The sequence below is a fragment of the Undibacterium sp. KW1 genome (genome assembly GCF_009937955.1).
Taxonomy (GTDB): domain Bacteria; phylum Pseudomonadota; class Gammaproteobacteria; order Burkholderiales; family Burkholderiaceae_D; genus Undibacterium.
Map to the genome: position 1 here is coordinate 891336 of NZ_AP018439.1, position 22741 is coordinate 914076.

The window sequence follows — 22741 nt, forward strand, 5'->3', positions numbered from 1 at the left end:
TCCAAGATGATGGACTATGACCAGCCTTTGGTGTGGGTGACAATTATCCTGATGCTGTTCGGCATGGTCATGGTGTATTCGGCTTCGATCTCTTTGCCTGATTCACCCAAGTATGCCAATTACAAAAATTCGCATTTCCTGATACGTCAGGCGATCTTTGTCGTGGTGGCCCTGATCGCAGGTGCATTGGTATTCCGTATCCCGATCGCGACCTGGCAAAAATATGCGCCTTATTTATTCGTGGCGACCCTGGTCTTGCTGGTAGCCGTATTGATACCGGGTCTGGGCAAAGGCGTCAATGGTGCCAAACGCTGGTTGTCTTTCAAAGTCTTGAATTTGCAACCTTCTGAATTGATGAAGCTGTTCATGGTCTTGTATGCCGCCGACTATACCGTGCGCAAACAGGAATACATGCACAAACTGACCAAGGGTTTCGTCCCCATGCTGGCAGCGGTTGGCATCGTGGGTTTGCTGTTATTGCTGGAACCTGACCTGGGTGCTTTTGGCGTCATCGTTTGTATCGCCATGGGCATCCTGTTTTTGGGGGTATCAACGGCGTCTGGTTCGGTGGCATTGCCGCTACCCTGATCGGTATCTTTACTGCGGTTATCTTGATATCGCCATGGCGGCGTGAACGTATTTTTGCCTACCTTAGCCCATTTGACGAAGATCATGCGCTGGGCAAGGCCTACCAGTTGACACATTCGCTGATTGCTTTTGGCCGTGGTGAATTATTTGGCGTAGGCCTCGGTGCCAGCGTACAAAAACTGCATTACCTGCCAGAAGCACACACAGATTTTTTGCTGGCTGTCATCGGAGAAGAGCTGGGATTCGTTGGTGTCATGGCGGTGGTGCTTTTATTTTATTGGTTGCTGAAACGCGCTTTCGAAATCGGCCGGCAAGCGATAGCGCTGGATCAGACCTTTGCAGGTTTGCTGGCCAAGGGCATAGGTATCTGGATAGGTGTGCAGGCGTTTATTAATATGGGGGTTAACCTGGGCTTGTTGCCGACCAAAGGTTTGACCCTGCCTTTGATGAGTTATGGTGGTTCTGGTGTCATGATTAATTGTGTGGGTCTGGCGATTTTGTTGCGTGTCGATTATGAAAACCGCGTATTGATGCGTGGAGGCCGCGCATGAGCCAGGCCATACAAAAAATGCCAAAAAAATTGCTGATCATGGCAGCAGGCACAGGTGGGCATATCTTCCCTGGTCTGGCGATAGCCGACATCATGCGCGAACGCGGCTGGCAAGTCAGCTGGCTGGGCACGCAGATAGGCATGGAAGGGCAGATCGTACCCAAGCACAATATCGCCATGGACAATATTGATTTCTCTGGCTTGCGTGGCAAGGGTTTATCGCATACGGTCAGCGGTGCTTTTAAACTGGTCAAGAGTTTCTTTAGCTGCTTTAGCATCATCGGTCGCCGCCAGCCAGATGTGGTATTGGGCATGGGTGGTTATGTGACCGTGCCTGGTGGCATCATGGCAGCCTTGCGCGGCAAGCCAGTTGTGTTGATGAATGCGGATGCTGCCTTGCTGCTGTCGAATAAGGCTTTGCGTCCTTTCGCCAGTAAATTACTGTTTGGTCTGCCATCGGCAACAGTAACAGCGGATCAGAAAACAACTGTTATTGGCAACCCCATACGCAAAGAAATTTGCGAATTGCCAGCGCCAGCGACACGTTATGCAGAACGCACTGGCCCTTTGCGCATACTGGTCGTCGGTGGCAGCCTGGGTGCCAAAGTATTGAATGATGCTGTGCCGCAGGCGGTGGCCTTGCTGCCAGAAGCCCAGCGCCCAATGATTACGCATCAGTCTGGCAAACAGCACATAGATGCCTTGCGCCAGAGTTATGCGCAGGCAGGCGTGCAGGCTGAAGTGCTGGATTTTATCGACGACATGCCGCGCCGCTATGCCGAGGCTGATCTGGTGATTTGCCGTGCCGGTGCTATTACCGTGTCAGAACTGACTGCGGCAGGTGTGGCCAGCATACTCGTGCCTTTCATGGCGTCGAGTACTTCACACCAAAAAGAAAACGCCATCTGGATGGCAGGCCAAACAGCCGCCATCCATTTGCCACAAACTGAATTAAGCACAGCCTTGCTGGCAGAGAAATTAAAAGTACTGGACAGAGCGCAATGCCTGGCGATGGCCGAAACAGCCTACGCCCTGGGGCAGCGCGAAGCCAGTGCCAACATCGCCCATATTCTGGAATCATTAGCATGAAACACAAAGTCAAACACATTCATTTCGTCGGCATAGGCGGCTCGGGCATGAGCGGTATCGCCGAAGTCTTGCTGAACCTCGGCTACACCATTTCCGGTTCCGACCTCGGTAGCAATGCTGCTTCAAAACGACTGGCGCAGCTGGGTGCCAATGTCATGCTGGGTCATGCAGCAGAAAATATTGTCGGCGCAGATGCCGTTGTGACATCGACGGCAGTCAAGGGTGATAACCCTGAAGTTGTCGCCGCCCGCGCCAAACATATTCCCATCGTGCCACGCGCCATGATGCTGGCAGAACTGATGCGTTTGAAAAGTGGTATCGCTATTGCCGGTACCCATGGTAAAACGACGACGACCAGCCTGGTTGCCAGTGTATTGGCACAAGGTGGTCTCGACCCGACTTTCGTCATCGGCGGTTTGCTCAATAGTGCTGGTGCCAATGCCAAACTGGGTAGCGGCGACTTCATCGTGGCAGAAGCCGATGAATCTGATGCTTCTTTCCTCAATCTCTTGCCAGTGATTGAAGTCATCACCAATATCGATGCCGACCATATGGAAACCTATGGTCATGACTTCGCCCGCCTGAAACAGGCTTTCATCGAATTTACCCAGCGCCTGCCATTCTATGGTGTGGCAGTCTTGTGCCTGGATGATGCAAATGTGCGTGAAATCATGCCTTTCGTCTCCAAACCCATCGTCACCTATGGTTTCCATGCAGATGCCGATGTACGTGCAGTCGATGCCACCGCCGCCAATGGCAAGATGCATTTCACGGTAGTGCAAGATGGCTATGAGAATATGCAGGTTAGCCTGAACCAGCCTGGCATGCACAATGTACAAAATGCTTGCGCCGCGATAGCGATTGCACGTGAAGTCGGTGTCAGTGACGAGGCAACGCAAAAAGCTCTCTCCGAATTCAATGGTGTAGGCCGTCGCTTTACCCGTTATGGTGAAATCGCCTTGGCCAATGGTGGCACTTTCGCCCTGGTGGATGACTATGGTCATCACCCTGTGGAAATGGCTGCTACTTTGGCGGCAGCGCGTGGCGCTTATCCAGGCCGCAGGCTGGTGCTGGCTTTCCAGCCGCACCGTTATACCCGTACCCGCGATCTGTTTGAAGATTTCGTCCGTGTGATTTCTGATGCAGATGCAGTGGTGCTGGCAGAAGTCTATGCCGCAGGTGAAGCGCCGATACTGGCGGCGGATGGCCGCTCCCTGTCGCGCGCCCTGCGCGTCATGGGCAAGGTAGAGCCGGTATTTGTCGAAGATATGCAAGAAATGCCCGACAGTATTTTGCGGGTATTGAAAGACGGCGATGTAGTCATCGTCATGGGGGCAGGTTCCATCAATGCTGTGCCGGCAAAACTGGCGCAGTCAGTGTAAATGTAGAAAACAAGTGATCAGATCATCATGAGCGAATTGAATTTGAAATCTCTGGGCAAAGTAGGCGTGCTGTTTGGCGGGCGTTCGGCTGAACGTGAAATCTCCCTGATGTCCGGTACTGGCGTATTGCAAGCCTTGAAAAGCAAAGGCATAGATGCCCATGGTTTTGACACGGCAGAACGCAGCATTGCCGAACTGGCCGCAGAAAAATTTGACCGTGTTTTCATTGCCCTGCATGGCCGCTATGGTGAAGATGGCAGCCTGCAAGGTGTACTGGAACAATTGAATATTCCTTACACCGGCAGTGGCGTGATGGCATCGGCAATCGCCATGGACAAGATTTTTACCAAGCGCATCTGGCAAACCTATGGCCTGAGCACTCCTGCTTATGCCGTATTGACAGCTCAGACTGAATTGCGCCGTGTGCCGGATGAGCTGGGTTTGCCACTCATCATCAAGCCGCCACATGAGGGCTCTACAATAGGTATTACCAAGGTCGTTGGTTATTCAGACATGCAGGAAGCTTATGCTTTGGCAGCCCAGTTTGATGAAGTCGTGCTGGCAGAAGAATTTGTCGAAGGCCGCGAACTGACAGTGGCGATACTCGGCAAGGGTGAGCTGGCGTATGCCTTGCCGATCACCGAAATCGTTGCACCTGATGGTAACTACGATTACCAGAACAAGTATTTTACTGACGACACGCAATACATTTGCCCGGCACTGCTGGAGCAGGATCTGACGGATGCCATCCGCAAAATGGCTGTCGATGCTTACCGCGCACTGGATTGTGAAGGCTGGGCCAGGGTTGATGTCTTGTTGCGCAAGTCGGATAACAAACCGTTCTTGCTGGAGATCAATACTTCTCCAGGCATGACCGGGCATTCGCTGGTACCCATGGCAGCCAAGGCAGTAGGCATCAGTTATGAAGACTTGTGTGTAGAAATTTTGAAGACAGCAAGCTTGAAAATTAAATCTGAAACAGAAAAGTAAACGAGTAAGAGTAAAAAATGTGGCATGACAGCAAGCTGATGAACAATACCGCGAATGCCCTGTTTGGGCTGGTACTGTTCATCCTGGTGTTGTCAGGCGTCTGGTGGGTAATACAAAGGCCATTTTTTACTTTGCGCGTGATACGGGTGGAAGCGAGTAGTGCGGTTGATAGTGCTGGTTTACGGCATGTGAATACGCTGACGATCAGGAGCACGGCTTTACCCAAGATCAGGGGTAATTTTTTTACTGCAAATCTGGATGCGGTAAGAACAGCTTTTGAAGCAGTACCCTGGGTGCGCAAGGCCAGCGTACAAAGAGAATGGCCGAACAAACTCATCGTCACCCTGGAAGAACATGTGGCGCTGGGTACCTGGGGTGAAAACGGGCAATTGATTTCTGCCAAGGGCGATGTGTTCACCGCCAACCTGGCAGAGGCCGAGGACGATGCAGATCTGGTGGCCCTGAGTGGACCGGATGGTAGTGAAAAAGAAGTGCTGGCGCAGTATCTGGAATTTAAAAACTGGTTTGCCAGGATCAGTCTGGCACCGGATGAAGTGAATTACTCCAGTCGTTATGCCTGGAGTCTGAAGTTGAATAATGGCATGCAGGTGCAATTGGGCAGAGTGCAGGATGCAACAACGCTCAAGAGCAGGGTGGATAAACTGATGACAGTCTATCCGCAACTGCTGGCCAGTTTGCAGGACAGTATTGAAAGTGTGGACATGCGTTATCCGAATGGCCTGGCGCTCAAATCGAGTCATAGCAATATCGGATCAAAAAAGCAAACAAAAGCAAGTGGAAAGACATGACAAAAGACGCTAAAAATCTGATCGTTGGTCTCGATATCGGCACCTCAAAAATTGTGGCGGTCGTGGCAGAAGTCATGCCTGACGGCAGGCATGAAGTCATCGGCCTGGGCCAGCATGAATCCAAGGGGCTGAAAAAAGGCGTCGTCGTTAATATCGAGGCGACCGTCGAATCCATACAGCGCGCTTTGGAAGAAGCCGAGTTGATGGCAGACTGCAAGATACGCAATGTATATACCGGTATTGCCGGCAGCCATATCCGCAGCTTTAATTCCAGCGGCATGGTGGCGATCAAGGATAAAGAAGTCACCGCAGCTGACGTTTCGCGTGTGATAGAAACTGCCAAGGCCGTCAATATTCCGACTGACCAGCAATTGCTGCATACCTTACCGCAAGAATTTATTGTCGATAGCCAGGACGATGTGCGCGAACCTATAGGCATGAGCGGCATACGTCTTGAAGTCAAAGTGCATATTGTTACCGGTGCCGTTTCTGCGGTGCAGAACATCGTCAAGTGTGTGCGCCGTTGCGGTCTTGAAGTATCTGACCTGATCCTGCAACCTATGGCCTCGGCTGAAGCAGTGCTGACCAAGGATGAAAAAGAGCTGGGCGTAGTGCTCATCGATATCGGTGGCGGCACCACTGACGTTGCAGTATTCAGCGAAGGTGCGATACGACACACTGCAGTGATACCAATAGCCGGTGATCAGATCACCAATGATATCGCCATGGCCTTGCGCACGCCGACCTCGGAAGCAGAAGAAATCAAGGTGCGTTTTGGGGTCGCTAAACAGGTATTGGCTGATCCGTCCGACACACTGGAAGTGCCTGGTCTTGGTGACCGCGGCCCGCGCTCCTTGTCGCGCCAGGCTTTGGCGGCAGTGATAGAGCCGCGCGTTGAAGAATTGTTTGCGTTGGTGCACCAGGTGGTGCGTGAATCCGGCTATGAAGATGTGCTCTCATCCGGCATCGTTTTGACAGGCGGTTCTGCTGCCATGCCGGGCATGGTCGAGATGGCAGAAGACATCTTTTTGAAGCCGACCAGATTAGGCATGCCAGCGTATAGCGGGCAGTTGGCAGATGTCGTGCGCAGCCTGCGTTATGCCACAGTTTTGGGGTTGTTGTTGGAAGCGAAGAAGCAGTATTTGCGCGGTCATCTGGTCACTCGGCAAGAAGGTTCAGCCAAAGCGGTCTGGCAACGCATGAAAGAGTGGTTTTTAGGGAATTTTTAGCTTGTATTTTGTATCTAATTTGGTGTAGTCATTTTATAATAGTTCGATATACAGTTATTAGTCGCTAGTCGTCACATCCCGGTGATGCCTAGCGACTGATAACTGCCTACCTGGAGGAGTCATGATGGAGTTCGATATGGTTGATAACGCCACACAAGGCACCGTGATCAAGGTTGTCGGCGTAGGTGGCGCAGGCGGCAATGCGGTTCAGCACATGATCAACAAAGGCGTGTCCGGCGTTGAGTTCATTGCAGCAAACACAGATGCGCAAGCACTGTTGCAGTCTAAAGCAAACAATGTGATACAGATCGGCGAGACTGGTCTGGGCGCCGGCATGAAACCGGAAGTCGGCCGCAAGCTGGCAGAAGATTCCCGTGCCCGCATCGAAGACGCATTGCGCGGCGCGCACATGGTATTTATCGCCGCAGGTATGGGTGGCGGTACTGGTACTGGTGCTGCTCCCGTAGTTGCGCAAGTCGCCAAAGAATTGGGTGCACTGACCGTGGCCGTAGTATCGAAGCCATTTTCATACGAAGGTCAGAAATGCATGGACATCGCCGACGAAGGTCTGGAAACCTTGTCCCAGCACGTCGATTCTCTGATCATCATTCTCAACGAAAAACTCGAAGAGATTTATGAAGACGACAGCATGATCGAATGGCTGCAACATGCAGATGATGTCTTGAACAATGCCGTCGCCGGTATTGCCGAGATCATCAATGTGCCTGGCCATATCAACGTCGATTTCAATGACGTGAAAACCATCATGGGCGAACAAGGCAAGGCCATGATGGGTACGGCAACAGCTTCTGGTGTTGATCGCGCACGCATCGCCGCTGAGCAGGCTGTGGCATCTCCACTGCTGGATGGCATTGATTTGTCCGGCGCCCGCGGTGTGTTGGTGAACGTTACAGCCAGCCGTGGTCTGAAAGGTAAAGAGATCAAGGAAGTCATGTCCACCGTGCGCGCCTTTGCTGCACCGGACGCATCGATTGCCCAGGGTATCGCTTACGACGACAACATGGGTGACGATATCCGTGTGACGGTAGTTGCAACTGGCCTGGGCCGTGGCAAGAAAAATATTCAGCTGGTGCAAACACCTATGCTGCGTACCGGTACGCACAATGAAACCGTGATGGCCAGCCCGGTCATGACTTCTGCCACCATCAGCACTGGTGCTGCAACTGGTTCCGCAGGTTTTGATGGCTTGAGCAAACCTGCAGTATGGCGCCGTGAATCTGCGTCAGAAACAGTACGTGCCCTGGAAAAAAATGGCATGGAAACTTACGATATCCCAGCTTTCCTGCGCAAACAGGCTGACTGATTTATCTGGTTTTTCTGCAGAACGCCAGCTTCGAGAGAGGCTGGCGTTTTTTTTGTAGGACCGGAAAGCTCACCACAGAGGGAGGAAAGTCTGCTTGCAAGCAGACTTCGTTCCGCAGGCGCGCGGCATGCCGCACGAATTCCCTGCTACACCACAGAGAAAGACAAGAGGAAAGCGTCATATTTTCAATTGCTTTCGATAGGTAGTGCATCGTGACTCTTTCACAAAACTAATCAGTTAATAGTTACTGGACTATGTAAAAGAGTTTTTGAATTCCCCTGTTTTTCCTCTGTGTCTTTGTGCCTTTGTGTTGAGAGGTCTTAAGCCTTACTCTTTTAACTTCTGCAAGAAAATTCTAGCTCAGGCATACTTGCGTCCTTCACTGTCGGTGTTGATATGGCTCAAACTTCCTGCTTTTGGTGGAGGCGGCATACAGCAAGGCATTGAATATCCGAATACTTATCTAGGGAGCATAAAATGACAATCAAGATTGGCGATACTCTGCCTGAAGGCAGCCTGGCAGAATTTATTGAAGTGGAATCAGAAGGATGTTCACTCGGACCAAATACTTTCAAAGTCGCAGACCTGACCAAAGGTAAAACCATTGCGATTTTTGGTCTGCCTGGCGCATACACGCCAACTTGCTCAGCCAAGCATGTGCCTGGCTATGTTGCACTGGCAGCAGATTTGAAAGCCAAGGGCGTTGATGAAATCTGGTGTATCTCCGTCAATGACGCATTCGTCATGGGCGCATGGGGCCGTGATCAAAAATCCACTGGCATCGTCCGCATGATGGCAGACGGCAATGCAGATTTCAGCAAAGCGCTGGGCCTGGATGCAGATTTCAGCAAATTTGGCATGGGCACACGTTCCCAGCGTTATTCTTTGCTGGCTGTTGACGGTGTCGTCAAACAACTGAATATCGAAGAAGGCGGCAAGTTTGAAGTGTCGAACGCAGAAACGCTGTTGGCACAATTGGGCTAATCAGGTTTTCTGATTCGCATCAAGAAAGGCGCTCAGTGCTCACTGACTGCACTGAGCGCCTTTTTTATTGCATGCATGTCTGCTTTAGTCTAGTGACTTGCTCATGATGTGCGACTGCATGCCATAACCCTGAGCAGCATAAAAATCCATGGCATTGCGGTTGAAGTCGAATACTTCCAGCCTGACCTCTACTGCCTCGTGCTCGCGTGCCCAGTTCGTTGCGCCATCCATCAATAATTTCCCTATCCCCCGTTTCTGATGATTATCAGATACTACGATCGTGCCTATGCGGCAAATACGGCGTCGGTACAAGAAGGGAATCGTGGTGTTTTCATGCCAGCTCATGGTGATGAAACCCAGAACCTGTTCAGCGTCGCAGGCCAGCAAGGCGCAACCGGCAGGATTTTCAAACGTGCCATGCCAGAACTGGCGGTCAAGTTCGCGATTTGTTTTGTGTACGAAAACCTTGGGAGCAGCGGCGTTGTGCTGGGCATTGATCTGGTCGCTGAGCTCACACATGGCTTCGAGATCTGCGGCTGAGGCACGGCGAATTTGAATTGTTGTTTTTGTATTCATTTTTAAGAAGAGTAGCGGGTAATTTCCGTGCGTCCGCATGGTAAATTGCCCGAAACGCTATAATAGCGCGATGTTAAAGCAAAGAACCATCAAACAAACAGTGAAAACCGTTGGTGTCGGTCTGCATTCTGGTACCAAGGTTGAACTCGTCATGCGCCCGGCACCTGTGGATACCGGCATTATTTTTACGCGCACAGACTTGATCCCACCCGTGGTATTACCCGCCCAGGCGCTGGCCGTGGGCGATACCCGCATGGCATCGACCTTGTCGAATGAGCATGGCAAGGTATCAACGGTAGAGCATTTGTTGTCTGCCTGTGCAGGCCTGGGTCTGGACAATCTGTACATCGATGTCAGTGCCGAAGAAATTCCTATCATGGATGGTTCTGCTTCATCTTTCGTCTATTTATTGCAGCAGGCGGGTATGCAGGAGCAGGATGCTGCGAAGAAATTTATCCGTGTATTAAAGCCGGTAGAAATTCGCGAAGGTACGGGCAAGTCCGAGAAATGGGCGAGGCTGGAGCCTTTCAATGGTTTCAAGCTGCATTTCTTTATAGAATTCAATCATCCTGCAGTCGATGGCACGGTACAAACCGCCGTGGTTGATTTTGCCAGCGCTACTTTTGTGCAGGATGTTGCCAGGGCGCGAACCTTTGGTTTCATGCAGGATGTGGAAATGCTCAGGGGCATAGGCCTGGCCCGTGGTGGCTCCATGGAAAACGCGATAGTCATGGACGAATACCGTATCCTGAATTCAGATGGTTTGCGCTTTGATGATGAATTTGTCCGCCATAAAATCCTTGATGCCATAGGTGATTTATACCTGATCGGCCATCCCTTCCTCGCCAGCTATACTGCCCACAAGTCTGGCCATGGCTTGAACAATCAGTTATTGCGCGCCTTGTTGGCCCAGCCGGATGCCTATGAAATTGTCAGCTTTGATGATCTCGACATGGCACCTCCTACTTACGCCACGCAAGTGGACAGGGAGTGGGCACTCGCTTAAAGCTACGGCGCTGAGCCCATGTGCAGCCAGCTGAAATCAGCTTCCAGAGCGATGGCGCTGTATCAGGCGGCTCAGCGCTGCCCGCAAATCTGCATTTTGCGGTGTGTCTTCCAGAGCGTGTTCCAGTTGCCCGAGCGCCTGCAAGGCCTTGCCTGAAAATGCTATTTGCTTAACAGCAACAGGTTTCTCTACGACGCGCCTGACTTGTACTTTGATCCTGATTGCGTTAATCTGCCATCCCCGTTCTTGCAAAAATGCTTGCAGTTTCGGGCATTGCTGTTTCAATTTGGTCGCCAGTGCGGCATTCGGCGCTGATAGCGTCAACTGTCCCTCCGTTACTTGCATGACCTCACAAGAGGCAAATATCGGCGGCAGTATCAGTCCACAGTCTTTTTGCAGCTTCAGATTGCGCTGCACTGTGGGCAGTAGTTGTGAGATTTTCTCGTTGCTGCGCAAAAAGTCAGCGGCTTCGCTGGCACCAGGCACTTTGCGACCGCGTTTAATGTTAATCGGATAGGTAGGGCGTGAGAATGTTGACATGCGCAATACCTTACCACAAACAGGGCAGGCCAGCTCTCACAAGGAGCACCAGGCCGCCTTTCGTTTTCAGAGGAGCATATTGATGCAAATCATTTTGATGCACTCCCGCTTTACCCAGGCAAAGTCAGTGACTTTGTCTTCCCGTCACGTCATCCTTGCTACTTTTGCATTCCTGTTGGTCATCACTTGTTGCGCTGCCCTGATGGCGGCCCTGACCCTGAAGCTGGCCAGCGCTGACTTGCCAGTCTTGCGCGACCTGGTTCCGGTCGCTGCCGCAAGTGATGCTGGCAATAAAGACAAGTTCATGAAAGAAAACCTCGCTGCGATGGCGGCCAAGCTCGGTGAAATGCAGGCGCAACTGATACGTCTCGATGCACTCGGTGAGCGGGTGCAGGGCCTGGCCGGTGTCAAGCCGGAAGAATTCAACTTCAAGGAATTGCCGGGCCGTGGCGGCCCTGAGGTTACTACACAGCCCGCCAAGGAATTGAATATGGCAGAATTCCAGGCAGCACTGGCTGCGATGTCGGTAGATATAGAACACCGCTCGGATTATATGAATGTAGTTGAAACCAAGCTCATGGGTTTCAAGGTGCAATCCAAGCTCCTGCCAACCATACAACCTGTTAATGTTGCTTACAATGCATCTGGTTTTGGCTGGCGGCTTGACCCCTTTTCTGGCCGCAGTGCCTTTCATGAGGGCATCGATTTCTCAGGACCTACCGGTACCCACATCGTTGCAGCAGCTGGTGGTGTCGTGGTTGCGGCAGAATATCATCCACAATTTGGCAATATGGTGGAAATTGATCATGGTGGCGAAATCATGACCCGTTATGCCCACTCTTCCAAAATCCACGTTAAGCTGGGTGATATCGTCAAACGTGGCCAGCATATTGCAGACATTGGTTCTACCGGCCGTTCCACAGGTGCACATTTGCACTTTGAAGTACATGTCAAAGGCGTACCACAAAATCCCCACAAATTCTTATCTGCCGGGGCTAATCAGGCCAATCTTTCTGCATTGAATCAAAAATAACTTGAGATTGCCGATTCAGCCTCCAACTGCCATTTCATGTCTGGGAATTGTTTGCCGGGTACGCGCCCAGTAATTGCCAAATAATCCATTTTACTGCCCAACAGGCAGGGAAATTGCGCAATTACTGGTTAATTGAGTGTCACATGGTAAAATCACAGGTTATCCTAATGTTGTTGTCAAATTAAGCACTATTTCAACAATTTTTTTAAGAATTTAACTTTCCGTTCATAGCATGTCATTCCTGACCAAGATATTCGGCAGCCGCAATCAGCGGCTTTTGAAGCAATACCAAAAGACGGTGCGTGAGATCAACGCATTGGAACCCAAGCTGGAAGCCTTGTCGGACGAGGCTTTGCAAGCCAAGACTGCCGAGTTCAAAGCACGTGTTGCGAACGGAGAGTCACTCGATGCCATACTCGTCGAAGCTTTTGCTGTCTGCCGTGAGGCCAGCAAGCGCGTCCTGAAAATGCGTCATTTTGACGTGCAGATGATAGGCGGCATGGTTTTGCATTACGGCAAAATCGCTGAAATGGGCACGGGCGAGGGTAAAACCCTGATGGCGACCCTGCCAATCTACCTGAATGCCTTGTCTGGCAAGGGCGTGCACGTTGTTACCGTCAATGATTATCTGGCGCAGCGCGATGCCGAATGGATGGGGCGCCTGTATGGCTGGCTGGGACTGACTACCGGTATCAACCTGTCGCAGCTTGATCATGATGCCAAGCAGGCAGCCTATGCTTCTGACATTACCTATGGCACGAATAACGAATACGGCTTCGATTACCTGCGCGATAACATGGTCTATGAAGCCAAGGACCGTGTACAGCGCAGCCTGAATTTTGCCGTTGTCGATGAAGTTGATTCCATCCTCATTGATGAGGCCCGTACGCCATTGATCATTTCCGGCCAGGCTGAAAATCATACGGAGCTGTACTACAAAATCAATGAAGTACCCAAGCTGCTGACCCTGCAAATCGGTGAAGAAACACCTGATGGCAAGGGCAAGATAGAAGTGCCAGGTGACTACACCAAGGACGAGAAAGCTCATCAGGTCTTGCTGACTGAAGCCGGTCATGACAAGGTGGAACGCATACTCACGCAAATGGGTTTGCTGCCTGAAGGTGCATCTGTGTATGATGCCGCCAATATTACCCTGATCCATCATTTGTACGCCGCCCTGCGTGCACATGCCCTGTATTTCAAGGACCAGCACTATGTCGTGCAGAACGATGAAATCGTCATCGTTGATGAATTCACCGGCCGTATGATGACAGGCCGTCGCTGGTCTGATGGTTTGCACCAGGCGGTAGAAGCCAAAGAAGGTGTACGCATCCAGAACGAGAACCAGACGCTGGCATCGATCACTTTCCAGAACTACTTCCGTATGTACACCAAACTGTCAGGTATGACAGGTACGGCTGATACAGAGGCTTATGAATTCCAGGAAATCTACGGTCTCGAAACCGTGGTTATTCCACCTAACCGTCCTTCGCAACGCAAGGACAGGCAAGACCAGGTCTATAAGTCTGCGCATGAAAAATACAATGCCATGCTCATCGACATCAAGGATTGTTATGAGCGTGGTCAGCCAGTACTGGTAGGTACGACTTCGATTGAAAATTCTGAACTCCTGTCCGGCATACTGGACAAGGCCGGTTTGCCACACAATGTACTGAACGCCAAGCAGCATGCGCGTGAAGCGGAAATCATTGCCCAGGCCGGTCGTCCAAAAGCCATCACCATCGCTACCAATATGGCGGGTCGTGGTACGGATATCGTACTAGGTGGTAACGTCGCCAAACAGGTGCAAATGATAGAAGCGAATGCAGCTTTGTCTGATGCAGACAAAGAGATGCAATCGCAAAAGCTGCGTGACGAATGGCAGTCTCTGCATGAGACAGTGGTCAATGCTGGTGGCTTGCACATCGTTGGTACTGAACGCCATGAATCCCGTCGCGTGGATAATCAATTGCGTGGCCGTTCTGGCCGACAGGGCGATCCGGGTTCTTCCCGTTTTTACTTGTCACTCGACGATACACTGTTGCGTATTTTTGCCGGTGACCGCGTCCGTGCCATCATGGACAGGCTCAAAATGCCTGAAGGTGAACCTATAGAAGCAGGTATCGTTTCCCGCTCCATAGAGTCGGCACAACGCAAAGTCGAAGCACGTAACTTTGATATCCGCAAGCAATTGCTGGAGTACGATGACGTCGCCAATGACCAGCGTAAAGTGATTTACCAGCAACGTAATGAATTGCTGGAAGCGCAGGACATGGCAGAGTTGATCTCCTCCCTGCGTCATGGCATGTTTGAAGACATCGTACGTGAATATGTACCGGCAGAATCAGTCGAAGAACAGTGGAATATCCCGGGTCTCGAAGCAGTCTTGCGTGATGAATGGGCGCTTGATTTGCCGCTGTCGCAAATGCTCAAGGATGATGCCAATATCACCGATGAAGATATTCTTGAACGTGTGCAAAAAGCGGCCAATGATGTTTATGAAGCCAAGATATCCATCGTCGGCAAAGAATCTTTTGCCGGTTTCGAGCGCAATGTCATGCTGCAAAGCATAGATACACACTGGCGTGAACATCTGGCTGCACTCGATCATTTGCGCCAGGGTATCCATCTGCGCGGTTACGCACAGAAAAATCCTAAACAGGAATACAAGCGCGAAGCGTTTGAACTGTTTGGCCAGATGCTCGAAGCGATCAAGAACGAAGTGGTCAGGACTGTGGTCACTGTGCGTATACAATCCCGTGAAGAGATTGATGCTGCAGAAGAAAGACTGGCACAGTCGCAGATTGAAAACGTCCATTACCAGCACGCTGATTTTGATGCAGATGCAACGCCTGAAGAAATGCTGGCCCCGGTTGCTGATTTTGGTACTGACCAGCCAGAAATCAATTACGCCCTGAAAGTAGGCCGTAACGACCCTTGCCCTTGCGGCAGCGGTAAGAAGTTCAAGCAATGTCATGGCAAGCTTGCCTGATCATTGAGTAGTACAAAAACAAAAGGCGACCACTGGTCGCCTTTTGTTTTTTCGTCGTCCAGTGTCAATTTAGCGAATCCTGATGCCCTCACTTGACGCAAGCAAATCCCGGAGTTAAAGTGAACGAGCGTGCTTATTTGAGCATTCATTCTATATTCTGGCATCTCAACTTGTGATGACCAGACCTGAGGGGGCTTATGGACTTGAACTTTAACGATGCAGAGCTAGGTTTTCGTCAACTGGTCCGTCATTTCCTGCAAACTTCATTACCTCAGGCCATCAGCCAAAAAGTGCATCATGGCATAGCACTCGAAAAAAGCGATTACCAGCACTGGCAGAAGATATTGCACGCCCAGGGCTGGGGCGCCTCATCCTGGCCTGCTGCTCATGGCGGCACTGGCTGGTCTGCCGTGCAGCGCTATATATTTGAAGAAGAATGCGCCGCAGCTGGTGCGCCAAGGCTGCCACCTTTTGGCATCAAGATGGTGGCACCCGTCATCATGGAATTTGGCTCGCATGAGCAACAGCAGAGATTTTTGCCTAACATATTGACTGCCGATGAATGGTGGTGCCAGGGGTATTCGGAGCCGGGCTCCGGCTCTGACCTCGCTTCCGTCAAGACCACGGCTGAACGCAGGCGTGACAGCGAAGGCGAATACTATGTAGTCAATGGTCAAAAGACCTGGACTACACTGGCCCACTATGCCGACTGGATATTTTGCCTGGTCCGTACAGACCGCGAAGCCAAGGCACAGCGCGGTATTTCATTTTTACTCATCGACATGAAATCCCCTGGCGTCACCGTCAGGCCCATCATCACCATGGACGGTGCACATGAAGTCAATGAAGTCTGGTTTGATGATGTCAAAGTGCCAGCTGCCAACCTGGTGGGTGAAGAAAACAAGGGCTGGACTTATGCCAAGTTTTTGCTGGGGCATGAGCGCACCAATATCGCGGGTATAGGCATTGCCAAGCGTGAACTGGCCAGACTGAAAAGAGTGGCCGCTCGTGAATTCAAGAACGGCAAACCGCTTATGGAGGATGCTGCTTTTGCCATGCGTCTGGCGCAGGTAGAGATAGACTTGATGGCGCTGGAAATGACCAATCTGCACGTCTTGTCGGCAGAAGAGCAAAGCCATGCGCCGGGGCCGGAAGCATCGATACTGAAGATCAAGGGTACGGAAATACAACAGGCCATCACTGAATTGCTGGTGCAGGCCGTAGGGGAGCAGGCCTTGCCCCTGCGTGATCGCCAGGATACCAGCGAGCTGGCAAGCCCGCTTGCCATTAATTACCTGAATATGCGCAAGCTATCCATCTATGGTGGCTCAAATGAAATACAAAAAAATATCATTGCTCAAATGATCATGGGGCTGTAAGGGCTACGCCCGTCCTGCGTGAAATTTCCTCAGCGCAAACATGCTTCGCAGTGCAACAAAATGCCCTACAATGTCGGCTTGATTTCAACGCAAGGAAAAACCATGGCCGTTAATTCCCCCATCCCTGTGGCTGCAGATTTGAAACCGGTAGCCGGCATACGCCTGGGTTATGCCGAGGCTGGCATACGCAAGCCCAATCGCAAAGACGTACTGGTCATGGAACTGGCTCCTACGGCGACCGTCTCCGGCGTATTTACGACCAACCGCTTTTGCGCGGCTCCCGTGCAGGTCTGCAAGGCCCATCTGGAAGGCTTGCACATGGCATCCAGCCCTATCCGCGCGCTGGTCGTGAACACTGGCAATGCCAATGCTGGTACCGGTGATGCTGGTCTGGCAGCGGCGAATGCGACTTGCTCTGCCCTGGCAGAATTGCTGGGTTGTGAGGCTTCTCAAATCCTGCCATTTTCTACTGGCGTGATTCTCGAACAGTTGCCGGTCGATAGGCTGGTCGCCGGTTTACCAGCAGCCATAGCAAACCTGACAGCGGATAACTGGTTTAATGCCGCTACCGCCATCATGACTACCGATACCCAGCCCAAGGCGGCATCGGCAACTGTGGAAATCAACGGTAAAACCGTGACCATGACAGGCATCAGCAAAGGCGCGGGCATGATCAAGCCAAATATGGCGACCATGCTGGGTTATCTGGCGATAGATGCCAAGGTTGCGCAAAATGTGCTGGATCACATGGTCAAACAAGCGGCTGACAAGTCTTTCAATTGCATCACCATCGATGGTGACACTTCCACCAATGATTCCTTCATGCTCATCGCTACCGGTGCTGGTGAAGTAGAAGTCAATGATGTAGAGACACCAGAATATGTAGCACTGGCAGAAGCCGTGACTGCGCTGTCGCAAAAACTTGCCCACATGATTATCCGTGATGGCGAAGGTGCAACCAAGTTCATGACGATTGCAGTCGAAGAAGGCCGTGATGTAGAAGAGTGCCGCAAGATCGCTTACTCCATCGCCCATTCTCCATTGGTCAAAACCGCTTTCTTTGCCTCTGACCCTAACCTGGGCCGTATCCTGGCAGCTATTGGCTATGCCGGTGTGAATGACCTGGATGTAGGCAAGCTGAACCTCTATCTGGATGATGTCTGGGTCGCCAAGAATGGTGGTCGTAATCCTGAGTACCGTGAAGAAGATGGCCAGCGCATCATGAAGCAGAGTGAGATCACGATACGTGTCAAACTCGCGCGCGGCGATGCGGCAGCGACAGTCTGGACTTGCGACTTGTCGCATGATTATGTCTCTATCAACGCTGACTATCGCTCCTGATCTGGACAGACAATGACGCAGCTTGATCAATTTCTCTTGCGTGCCGAGCATTTGCTGAGCAGGCTGGAAAACATATTGCCAGCCAGCACACCAGCACCTGACTGGAATCTGGGCTTTGCCTATCGTTGGCGCAAACGCGGTGGCCAGGGTTGTTTACAAGTCGTGCGTCATGCCTCGACCATAGTGCTGGATGACTTGCGCAATGTCGCCGCACAAAAAGCTCAGATAGAACAAAACACCAGGCAATTCGTCCATGGCAAACCAGCCAATAATGTCTTGCTGACAGGTGCGCGCGGCACAGGCAAATCATCCTTGATCAAGGCTTGCCTGAACCAGTTTTCTGACCAGGGTTTGCGCCTCATCGAAGTTGATAAGGCTGACCTGGCTGACCTGCCGGATATCGTCGATCTGATCGCCGAGCGCCCCGAGCGTTTCATCGTCTTTTGTGATGACCTGTCCTTTGAAGAAGGCGAGGCTGGTTACAAGGCCTTGAAGGTGGCGCTGGATGGCAGTATTTCTGCCCAGTCTGATAATGTGCTGATCTACGCTACTTCAAACCGCCGCCATCTCTTGCCTGAGAAAATGTCAGACAATGCCAGCTATAAATATAGCGATGATGGTGACTTGCATCCGGGTGAAACGGTAGAAGAAAAAATCTCCTTGTCCGAACGCTTTGGCCTCTGGGTATCTTTCTATCCTTTCAAGCAGGATGATTACCTCGATATTGTCGCCTATTGGCTGGGCAGCATGGGCTGTACCTCTCCTCAGATAGAAGAAGCACGTGGCGATGCCCTGCGCTGGGCTTTGCAACGCGGTTCGCGTTCTGGCCGCGTGGCCTGGCAATTTGCCCGCGACTATGCGGGCAAGCTGGCGGAGTCTTGAGATGACAGCAAAACCTGTGGATGTCGCTGTCGGCATCCTGATGAAAGCCAATGGCGATGTCTTGTTGGGACAACGTCCCGCTGGCAAACCGTATGAAGGTTATTGGGAATTCCCGGGCGGCAAGGTTGAGCCTGATGAATCCATACTCGATGCACTCAAGCGCGAATTTGTTGAAGAGCTGGGCATACAGGTGTTGACTGCCGAACCCTGGTGCGGCGTAGAGCATATCTATCCGCATGCCCATGTCAGGCTGCATTTCTATATCAGCCGTGAATGGCAGGGCGAACCGCAAAGTCTGGAAGGGCAAGCCTTTGCCTGGCAGGGCAGTGTAGAGCTCACGCCTTTATTGCCAGCCACCATACCCCTGCTGGAATGGCTGGATTTGCTGCGCAAGGACGAGGCCAGTCTGGCTGCTGCAGCTTGAGCAATTAAATAATTAGCTTGAATCTTGCAGCCAGTGCGCTGGCTTGCGACACCACTTCCCTCCCATCACTTTGAAGAAAATCAGCGCTGATATTTATTTGTTCGCTCTGTCCCTTTTTCAATCCTGCTTCCTTCCGCTTTATTGCTCCCTGTCTATACTTGGTATCGAGTACTTCCTGCCTCTTGTCATCAAACTGTCTTTTTATGACAAACAATCCGTAGTATCACTTATTGTCGGATACTTTTTGGGCTGAGATTATCTGTGCTTTATTTTATTAGCTATATGTATTGAAAACAATACAGTGTATTTAAAATAGTACAGTGTGCGACTTTCAGTACGCAATAGAGTATGTTCTCTAGTGCGTAAAGTAGAGGAAAAGCAGCAACTGTATTAAATTCAATACAGATTTTTTGGCGAATCCAAAATAAATTTTCTAAGTCCTTGAATTTTTTCAATAAAATTTTGTGGCACGACGATTGCTATGACTAGTCGCAGTTTCCTTATATGCGATGGAGTGGTGAAATATGAAGCAAGTTGCTGGAATAGCAGGTGCAGTACTTCGTATTGACTTACAGGCAATACGTTATAACTATCGTCTGTTGCGCGGTTTATTGGGCGTGGCGAAATGTGGTGCCGCAGTCAAGGCGGATGCTTATGGTGTGGGCGCGGTGCAAGTCGTACAGGCGCTGTATACAGAAGGTTGCCGGGATTTTTTTGTCGCCCATTTGCAAGAGGCGATCATTATTCGTGAATATTTGCCTGCGGATGCAGCCATCTATGTCATGCATGGCTCACCCGTTGGGCATGAGGCGGAATTATTGGAATATAACTGCACACCAGTCTTGAACAGCCTGCCGCAAATGCTGGCCTGGCGTGCATTGGCGCAAAAAGAACAGCGCCGCCTGCCAGCCATCGTCCAGGTTGATACCGGCATGGCCAGGATGGGCTTGTCAGCCGCCGAGGTGCAGCAATGGCAAGCCGATGCCAGCCTCAGCGAGGGCATAGACCTGCAATACATCATGAGCCATCTGGTCAGTGCAGAAGACCAGGCCAACCCGGTTAATCAGCAGCAGTTGCAAGCCTTTAATGCCTTGCGTACCCAAATCCCGGCTTGCCAGGGTTTGCCAGCCAGCCTGGCCAATTCTTCCGGCATCTTCCTGGGTAAGGACTTTCATTTCGACATGGCCCGTCCTGGCGCTGCCTTGTATGGTGTTGCCCCTGTCGCAGGCCAGGCCAACCCCCTGCGTGCCGTTGCCCACCTGCAAGGCCGCATCATACAAACCCGTGAAATCCTGGCTGACACCGGTGTTGGCTATGGTTCGACCTGGCGCAGCAGCCAGACCACCCGCATAGCCACCGTCGGTGTCGGTTATGCCGATGGCTGGATGCGCAGCCTCAGCAATCGTGGTGTTGCCCATATTGCTGGCCAGGCCGTACCCATGGTTGGCAATGTATCGATGGACACGATTACCCTGGATGTTACTGCAGTCCCTGCAGAGCATCTGCAACCCGGCTCCATGGTAGACCTGATCTCTGCTGACAATACAGTAGATCAGGTGGCAGCACGTGCCAACACCATAGGCTATGAAATCCTGACCAGTCTGGGAGGCCGCTATGAGCGTACCTATAGCAATTAAGCCTCTACATGTATGGCCGCTTGCCTGAACAAGCAGCCAGACCAAGCAAAGTACACAACAGACAAACAGATTAATCCATCAGTGAGCCAGCAGCAGGCCGGGAGAAATAAAATGAAAATAGTTATATTGGGTGCAGGTGTTATCGGTACAGCGTCAGCGTATTACCTTGCCAAGGCAGGCCATGAAGTCACCGTGATTGAGCGCCAGCCTGCAGCAGGTCTGGAAACCAGTTATGCCAATGCAGGCGAAGTCTCTCCAGGTTATTCTGCCCCATGGGCAGGCCCTGGCGTTCCTTTGAAAGCAATCAAATGGCTGATGATGCAGCATAGCCCGCTGGCGATACGCCCCAGCTTTGACCCGACCATGTGGCGCTGGGTCACGCAAATGCTGATGAACTGCACCAGCAAACGCTATGAAATCAATAAGGGCCGCATGTTGCGCATGGCTGAATACAGCCGCGATGTCTTGCAACAATTGCGCAGCGATACCGGTATCAGCTACGACGAACGTACCCAGGGTACGCTGCAACTGTTCCGCAACCAGCAGCAACTTGACGGTGCAGAGGCCGATATCGCCATCCTCAAACGTTACGATGTGCCTTATGAAAAACTGGACAAGGCCGGTTGCCTGAAAGTGGAACCCGCACTGGTCAATGTGCAGGATAAATTTGTCGGTGCCTTGCGTTTGCCAGGGGATGAAACCGGCGACTGCTTCAAGTTCACACAGAGCCTGTCCACATTTGCGCAAGAACTGGGTGCCCAGTTCAAGTACGGCGTCAGCATACAAAGACTGGTCAAGAGCGGCGATACCATCACTTCTGTCATCACCTCCGAAGGTGAGATCAAGGCAGACTGTTTCGTATTGGCACTTGGCAGTTATTCCCCGATTCTCTTGAAAGAATTGGGCATCAAGATTCCTGTTTACCCTATCAAGGGCTATTCAATCACCGTTCCGATTACCGACGCACAAAAAGCGCCGGAATCGACGGTCATGGATGAGACCTATAAAGTCGCAATTACCCGCCTGGGCGACCGCATACGTGTCGGTGGCACTGCCGAAATCACCGGCTATAACCTTGACCTGCGTGCAGACCGCCGTGCCACCCTGGAGCATTCAGTGACTGATCTGTTCCCTGGTGGTGGCGACGTCAGCAAAGCCGAATTCTGGACTGGCCTGCGTCCCATGACGCCGGACGGCACCCCTGTCATTGGCCCTACGCCTTACCGCAACCTGTACCTGAACACTGGTCATGGCACGCTGGGCTGGACCATGGCTTGTGGTTCTGGCCAGTTCATTGCTGACGTGGTTTCTGGCAAGCGCCCGGCTATTTCTACTGAAGGTTTATTCATGGACCGTTACGGCAGCGTCAACAGTCCAATTTTTATACACAAGGAGTTGGCATGAATGCAATTGAAGAGTTATTGTCATCAACCCAGGTCTTTTCTGATGCCAACCTGAATGCGCGGTTTTTTACCGCAATAGAGTTGCTGGCACAAATCATGATGGTCATGCCGCGTACCGCGAATATCACCGCGCTGGCACAGGCAACAGGCAAGACACCGCGCCTGATACGCTCGATACTGGCCGTACTGAGCAAGGATGCCCTGGTCAGTCGCGATAGCAAAGAGAAGGATGCCTGGCACTGCCGTGACTGCAATGGCATCATCACCCTGGCAGATGTTTACCGCAGCTTCGTCAATGCAGAAGAGCGCGCTGCTGCCAAGGCCATCGAAAAAGCGGTGCAGGGAGAAGAGACAGAAGTGCCACAGGAAAGACGCAATACCCGTACTTCCAGCCAGCAAAGTGTCGATCTGCTGATGATGCAAGTTAAAATGACGCTCAATCGTGCAGTCTTGCAGCAACTGGAGCAATTTGATCTGGGCCGTTTGCGTGGCCTGGCATCGAACAGCGCTTTCCGTCGCCAGCATGCCCGCCCACGTGGGTATATCCCGGAACCGTATTAATCATACTTGATCAGACTTTCAT

At 51.6% G+C, this 22741-nt stretch carries 19 protein-coding genes and 1 pseudogene; 18 read left to right on the top strand and 2 right to left on the bottom strand.

The genetic code is table 11. The annotated features are described in order from the left end of the window. Positions 1–6: 6 nt before the first annotated feature. From ftsW to UNDKW_RS04050, 8 genes and pseudogenes are all read left to right on the top strand, one after another. Positions 7–1139 (top strand): annotated as a pseudogene (gene ftsW / locus UNDKW_RS04015) (putative lipid II flippase FtsW). Then, entirely contained in the window at positions 1136–2227 is a 1092-nt protein-coding gene (murG, locus tag UNDKW_RS04020) for an undecaprenyldiphospho-muramoylpentapeptide beta-N-acetylglucosaminyltransferase (RefSeq protein WP_232063229.1), read from the top strand. Before ftsW ends, murG begins: the two are co-directional and overlap by 4 nt. Continuing rightward, the gene (murC, locus tag UNDKW_RS04025; RefSeq protein ID WP_162057682.1) at positions 2224–3609 is read left to right on the top strand and encodes a UDP-N-acetylmuramate--L-alanine ligase; all 1386 of its coding nucleotides are present in this window, start codon (positions 2224–2226) and stop codon (positions 3607–3609) included. The genes murG and murC overlap by 4 nt, the downstream gene beginning before the upstream one ends. Positions 3610–3636: 27 nt before the next feature. Then, complete coding sequence (locus UNDKW_RS04030; RefSeq protein WP_174247566.1) at positions 3637–4599, top strand: D-alanine--D-alanine ligase; 963 nt, start codon at positions 3637–3639, stop codon at positions 4597–4599. Between the two features lie 17 nt (positions 4600–4616). After that, a complete protein-coding gene (locus tag UNDKW_RS04035; protein WP_162057683.1) occupies positions 4617–5408 on the top strand; it encodes a cell division protein FtsQ/DivIB in 792 nt (263 codons plus the stop codon). Continuing rightward, entirely contained in the window at positions 5405–6637 is a 1233-nt protein-coding gene (gene ftsA, locus UNDKW_RS04040) for a cell division protein FtsA (RefSeq protein WP_110255262.1), read from the top strand. Before UNDKW_RS04035 ends, ftsA begins: the two co-directional genes overlap by 4 nt. A gap of 124 nt (positions 6638–6761) precedes the next feature. Beyond that, positions 6762–7961 (top strand): cell division protein FtsZ, encoded by a 1200-nt coding sequence (gene ftsZ, locus UNDKW_RS04045; protein WP_162057684.1) that lies wholly within the window; start codon positions 6762–6764, stop codon positions 7959–7961. Between the two features lie 477 nt (positions 7962–8438). Beyond that, on the top strand, positions 8439–8945 hold the full coding sequence (locus tag UNDKW_RS04050) for a peroxiredoxin (RefSeq protein WP_110255260.1): 507 nt from the start codon (positions 8439–8441) through the stop codon (positions 8943–8945). A gap of 84 nt (positions 8946–9029) precedes the next feature. On the opposite strand, the gene UNDKW_RS04055 is transcribed toward UNDKW_RS04050, so the two are convergent. Further along, positions 9030–9521, bottom strand: coding sequence for a GNAT family N-acetyltransferase (locus UNDKW_RS04055; RefSeq protein WP_162057685.1), 492 nt, complete (start codon positions 9519–9521; stop codon positions 9030–9032). 70 nt (positions 9522–9591) lie between these two features. Between UNDKW_RS04055 and lpxC the strand changes: the two genes are divergently transcribed. Further along, complete coding sequence (gene lpxC, locus UNDKW_RS04060) at positions 9592–10527, top strand: UDP-3-O-acyl-N-acetylglucosamine deacetylase (RefSeq protein WP_162039870.1); 936 nt, start codon at positions 9592–9594, stop codon at positions 10525–10527. A gap of 36 nt (positions 10528–10563) precedes the next feature. On the opposite strand, the gene UNDKW_RS04065 is transcribed toward lpxC, so the two are convergent. Further along, positions 10564–11067 (bottom strand): DciA family protein, encoded by a 504-nt coding sequence (locus UNDKW_RS04065; RefSeq protein ID WP_162039871.1) that lies wholly within the window; start codon positions 11065–11067, stop codon positions 10564–10566. An 82-nt stretch (positions 11068–11149) separates the two neighbouring features. Here UNDKW_RS04065 and UNDKW_RS04070 point away from each other — a divergent pair, with 82 nt between their 5' ends. The 9 genes from UNDKW_RS04070 to UNDKW_RS04110 all read left to right on the top strand — a co-directional run bounded on the left by UNDKW_RS04070 (position 11150) and on the right by UNDKW_RS04110 (position 22719). Beyond that, positions 11150–12100: a M23 family metallopeptidase gene (locus UNDKW_RS04070; RefSeq protein WP_162039872.1), complete on the top strand. Its 951-nt coding sequence runs from the start codon at positions 11150–11152 to the stop codon at positions 12098–12100. A 232-nt stretch (positions 12101–12332) separates the two neighbouring features. Further along, on the top strand, positions 12333–15092 hold the full coding sequence (gene secA, locus UNDKW_RS04075) for a preprotein translocase subunit SecA (protein WP_162057686.1): 2760 nt from the start codon (positions 12333–12335) through the stop codon (positions 15090–15092). Between the two features lie 197 nt (positions 15093–15289). Further along, positions 15290–16471 (top strand): acyl-CoA dehydrogenase family protein, encoded by a 1182-nt coding sequence (locus tag UNDKW_RS04080; RefSeq protein WP_162057687.1) that lies wholly within the window; start codon positions 15290–15292, stop codon positions 16469–16471. Between the two features lie 102 nt (positions 16472–16573). Continuing rightward, positions 16574–17812 carry a bifunctional glutamate N-acetyltransferase/amino-acid acetyltransferase ArgJ gene (argJ, locus tag UNDKW_RS04085; protein ID WP_162057688.1) on the top strand — a complete coding sequence of 413 codons (1239 nt, stop codon included), beginning with the start codon at positions 16574–16576 and terminating at the stop codon, positions 17810–17812. 12 nt (positions 17813–17824) lie between these two features. Beyond that, positions 17825–18694 carry an ATP-binding protein gene (locus UNDKW_RS04090; protein ID WP_162057689.1) on the top strand — a complete coding sequence of 290 codons (870 nt, stop codon included), beginning with the start codon at positions 17825–17827 and terminating at the stop codon, positions 18692–18694. 1 nt (position 18695) lies between these two features. Further along, positions 18696–19118 (top strand): NUDIX domain-containing protein, encoded by a 423-nt coding sequence (locus tag UNDKW_RS04095; protein ID WP_232063230.1) that lies wholly within the window; start codon positions 18696–18698, stop codon positions 19116–19118. Between the two features lie 524 nt (positions 19119–19642). Beyond that, a complete protein-coding gene (alr, locus tag UNDKW_RS04100) occupies positions 19643–20755 on the top strand; it encodes an alanine racemase (protein ID WP_162057691.1) in 1113 nt (370 codons plus the stop codon). A gap of 12 nt (positions 20756–20767) precedes the next feature. After that, a complete protein-coding gene (locus UNDKW_RS04105) occupies positions 20768–22159 on the top strand; it encodes a D-amino acid dehydrogenase (protein WP_162057692.1) in 1392 nt (463 codons plus the stop codon). Continuing rightward, positions 22156–22719: a hypothetical protein gene (locus tag UNDKW_RS04110; protein ID WP_162057693.1), complete on the top strand. Its 564-nt coding sequence runs from the start codon at positions 22156–22158 to the stop codon at positions 22717–22719. The genes UNDKW_RS04105 and UNDKW_RS04110 overlap by 4 nt, the downstream gene beginning before the upstream one ends. The last annotated feature ends 22 nt before the right edge of the window (positions 22720–22741 follow it).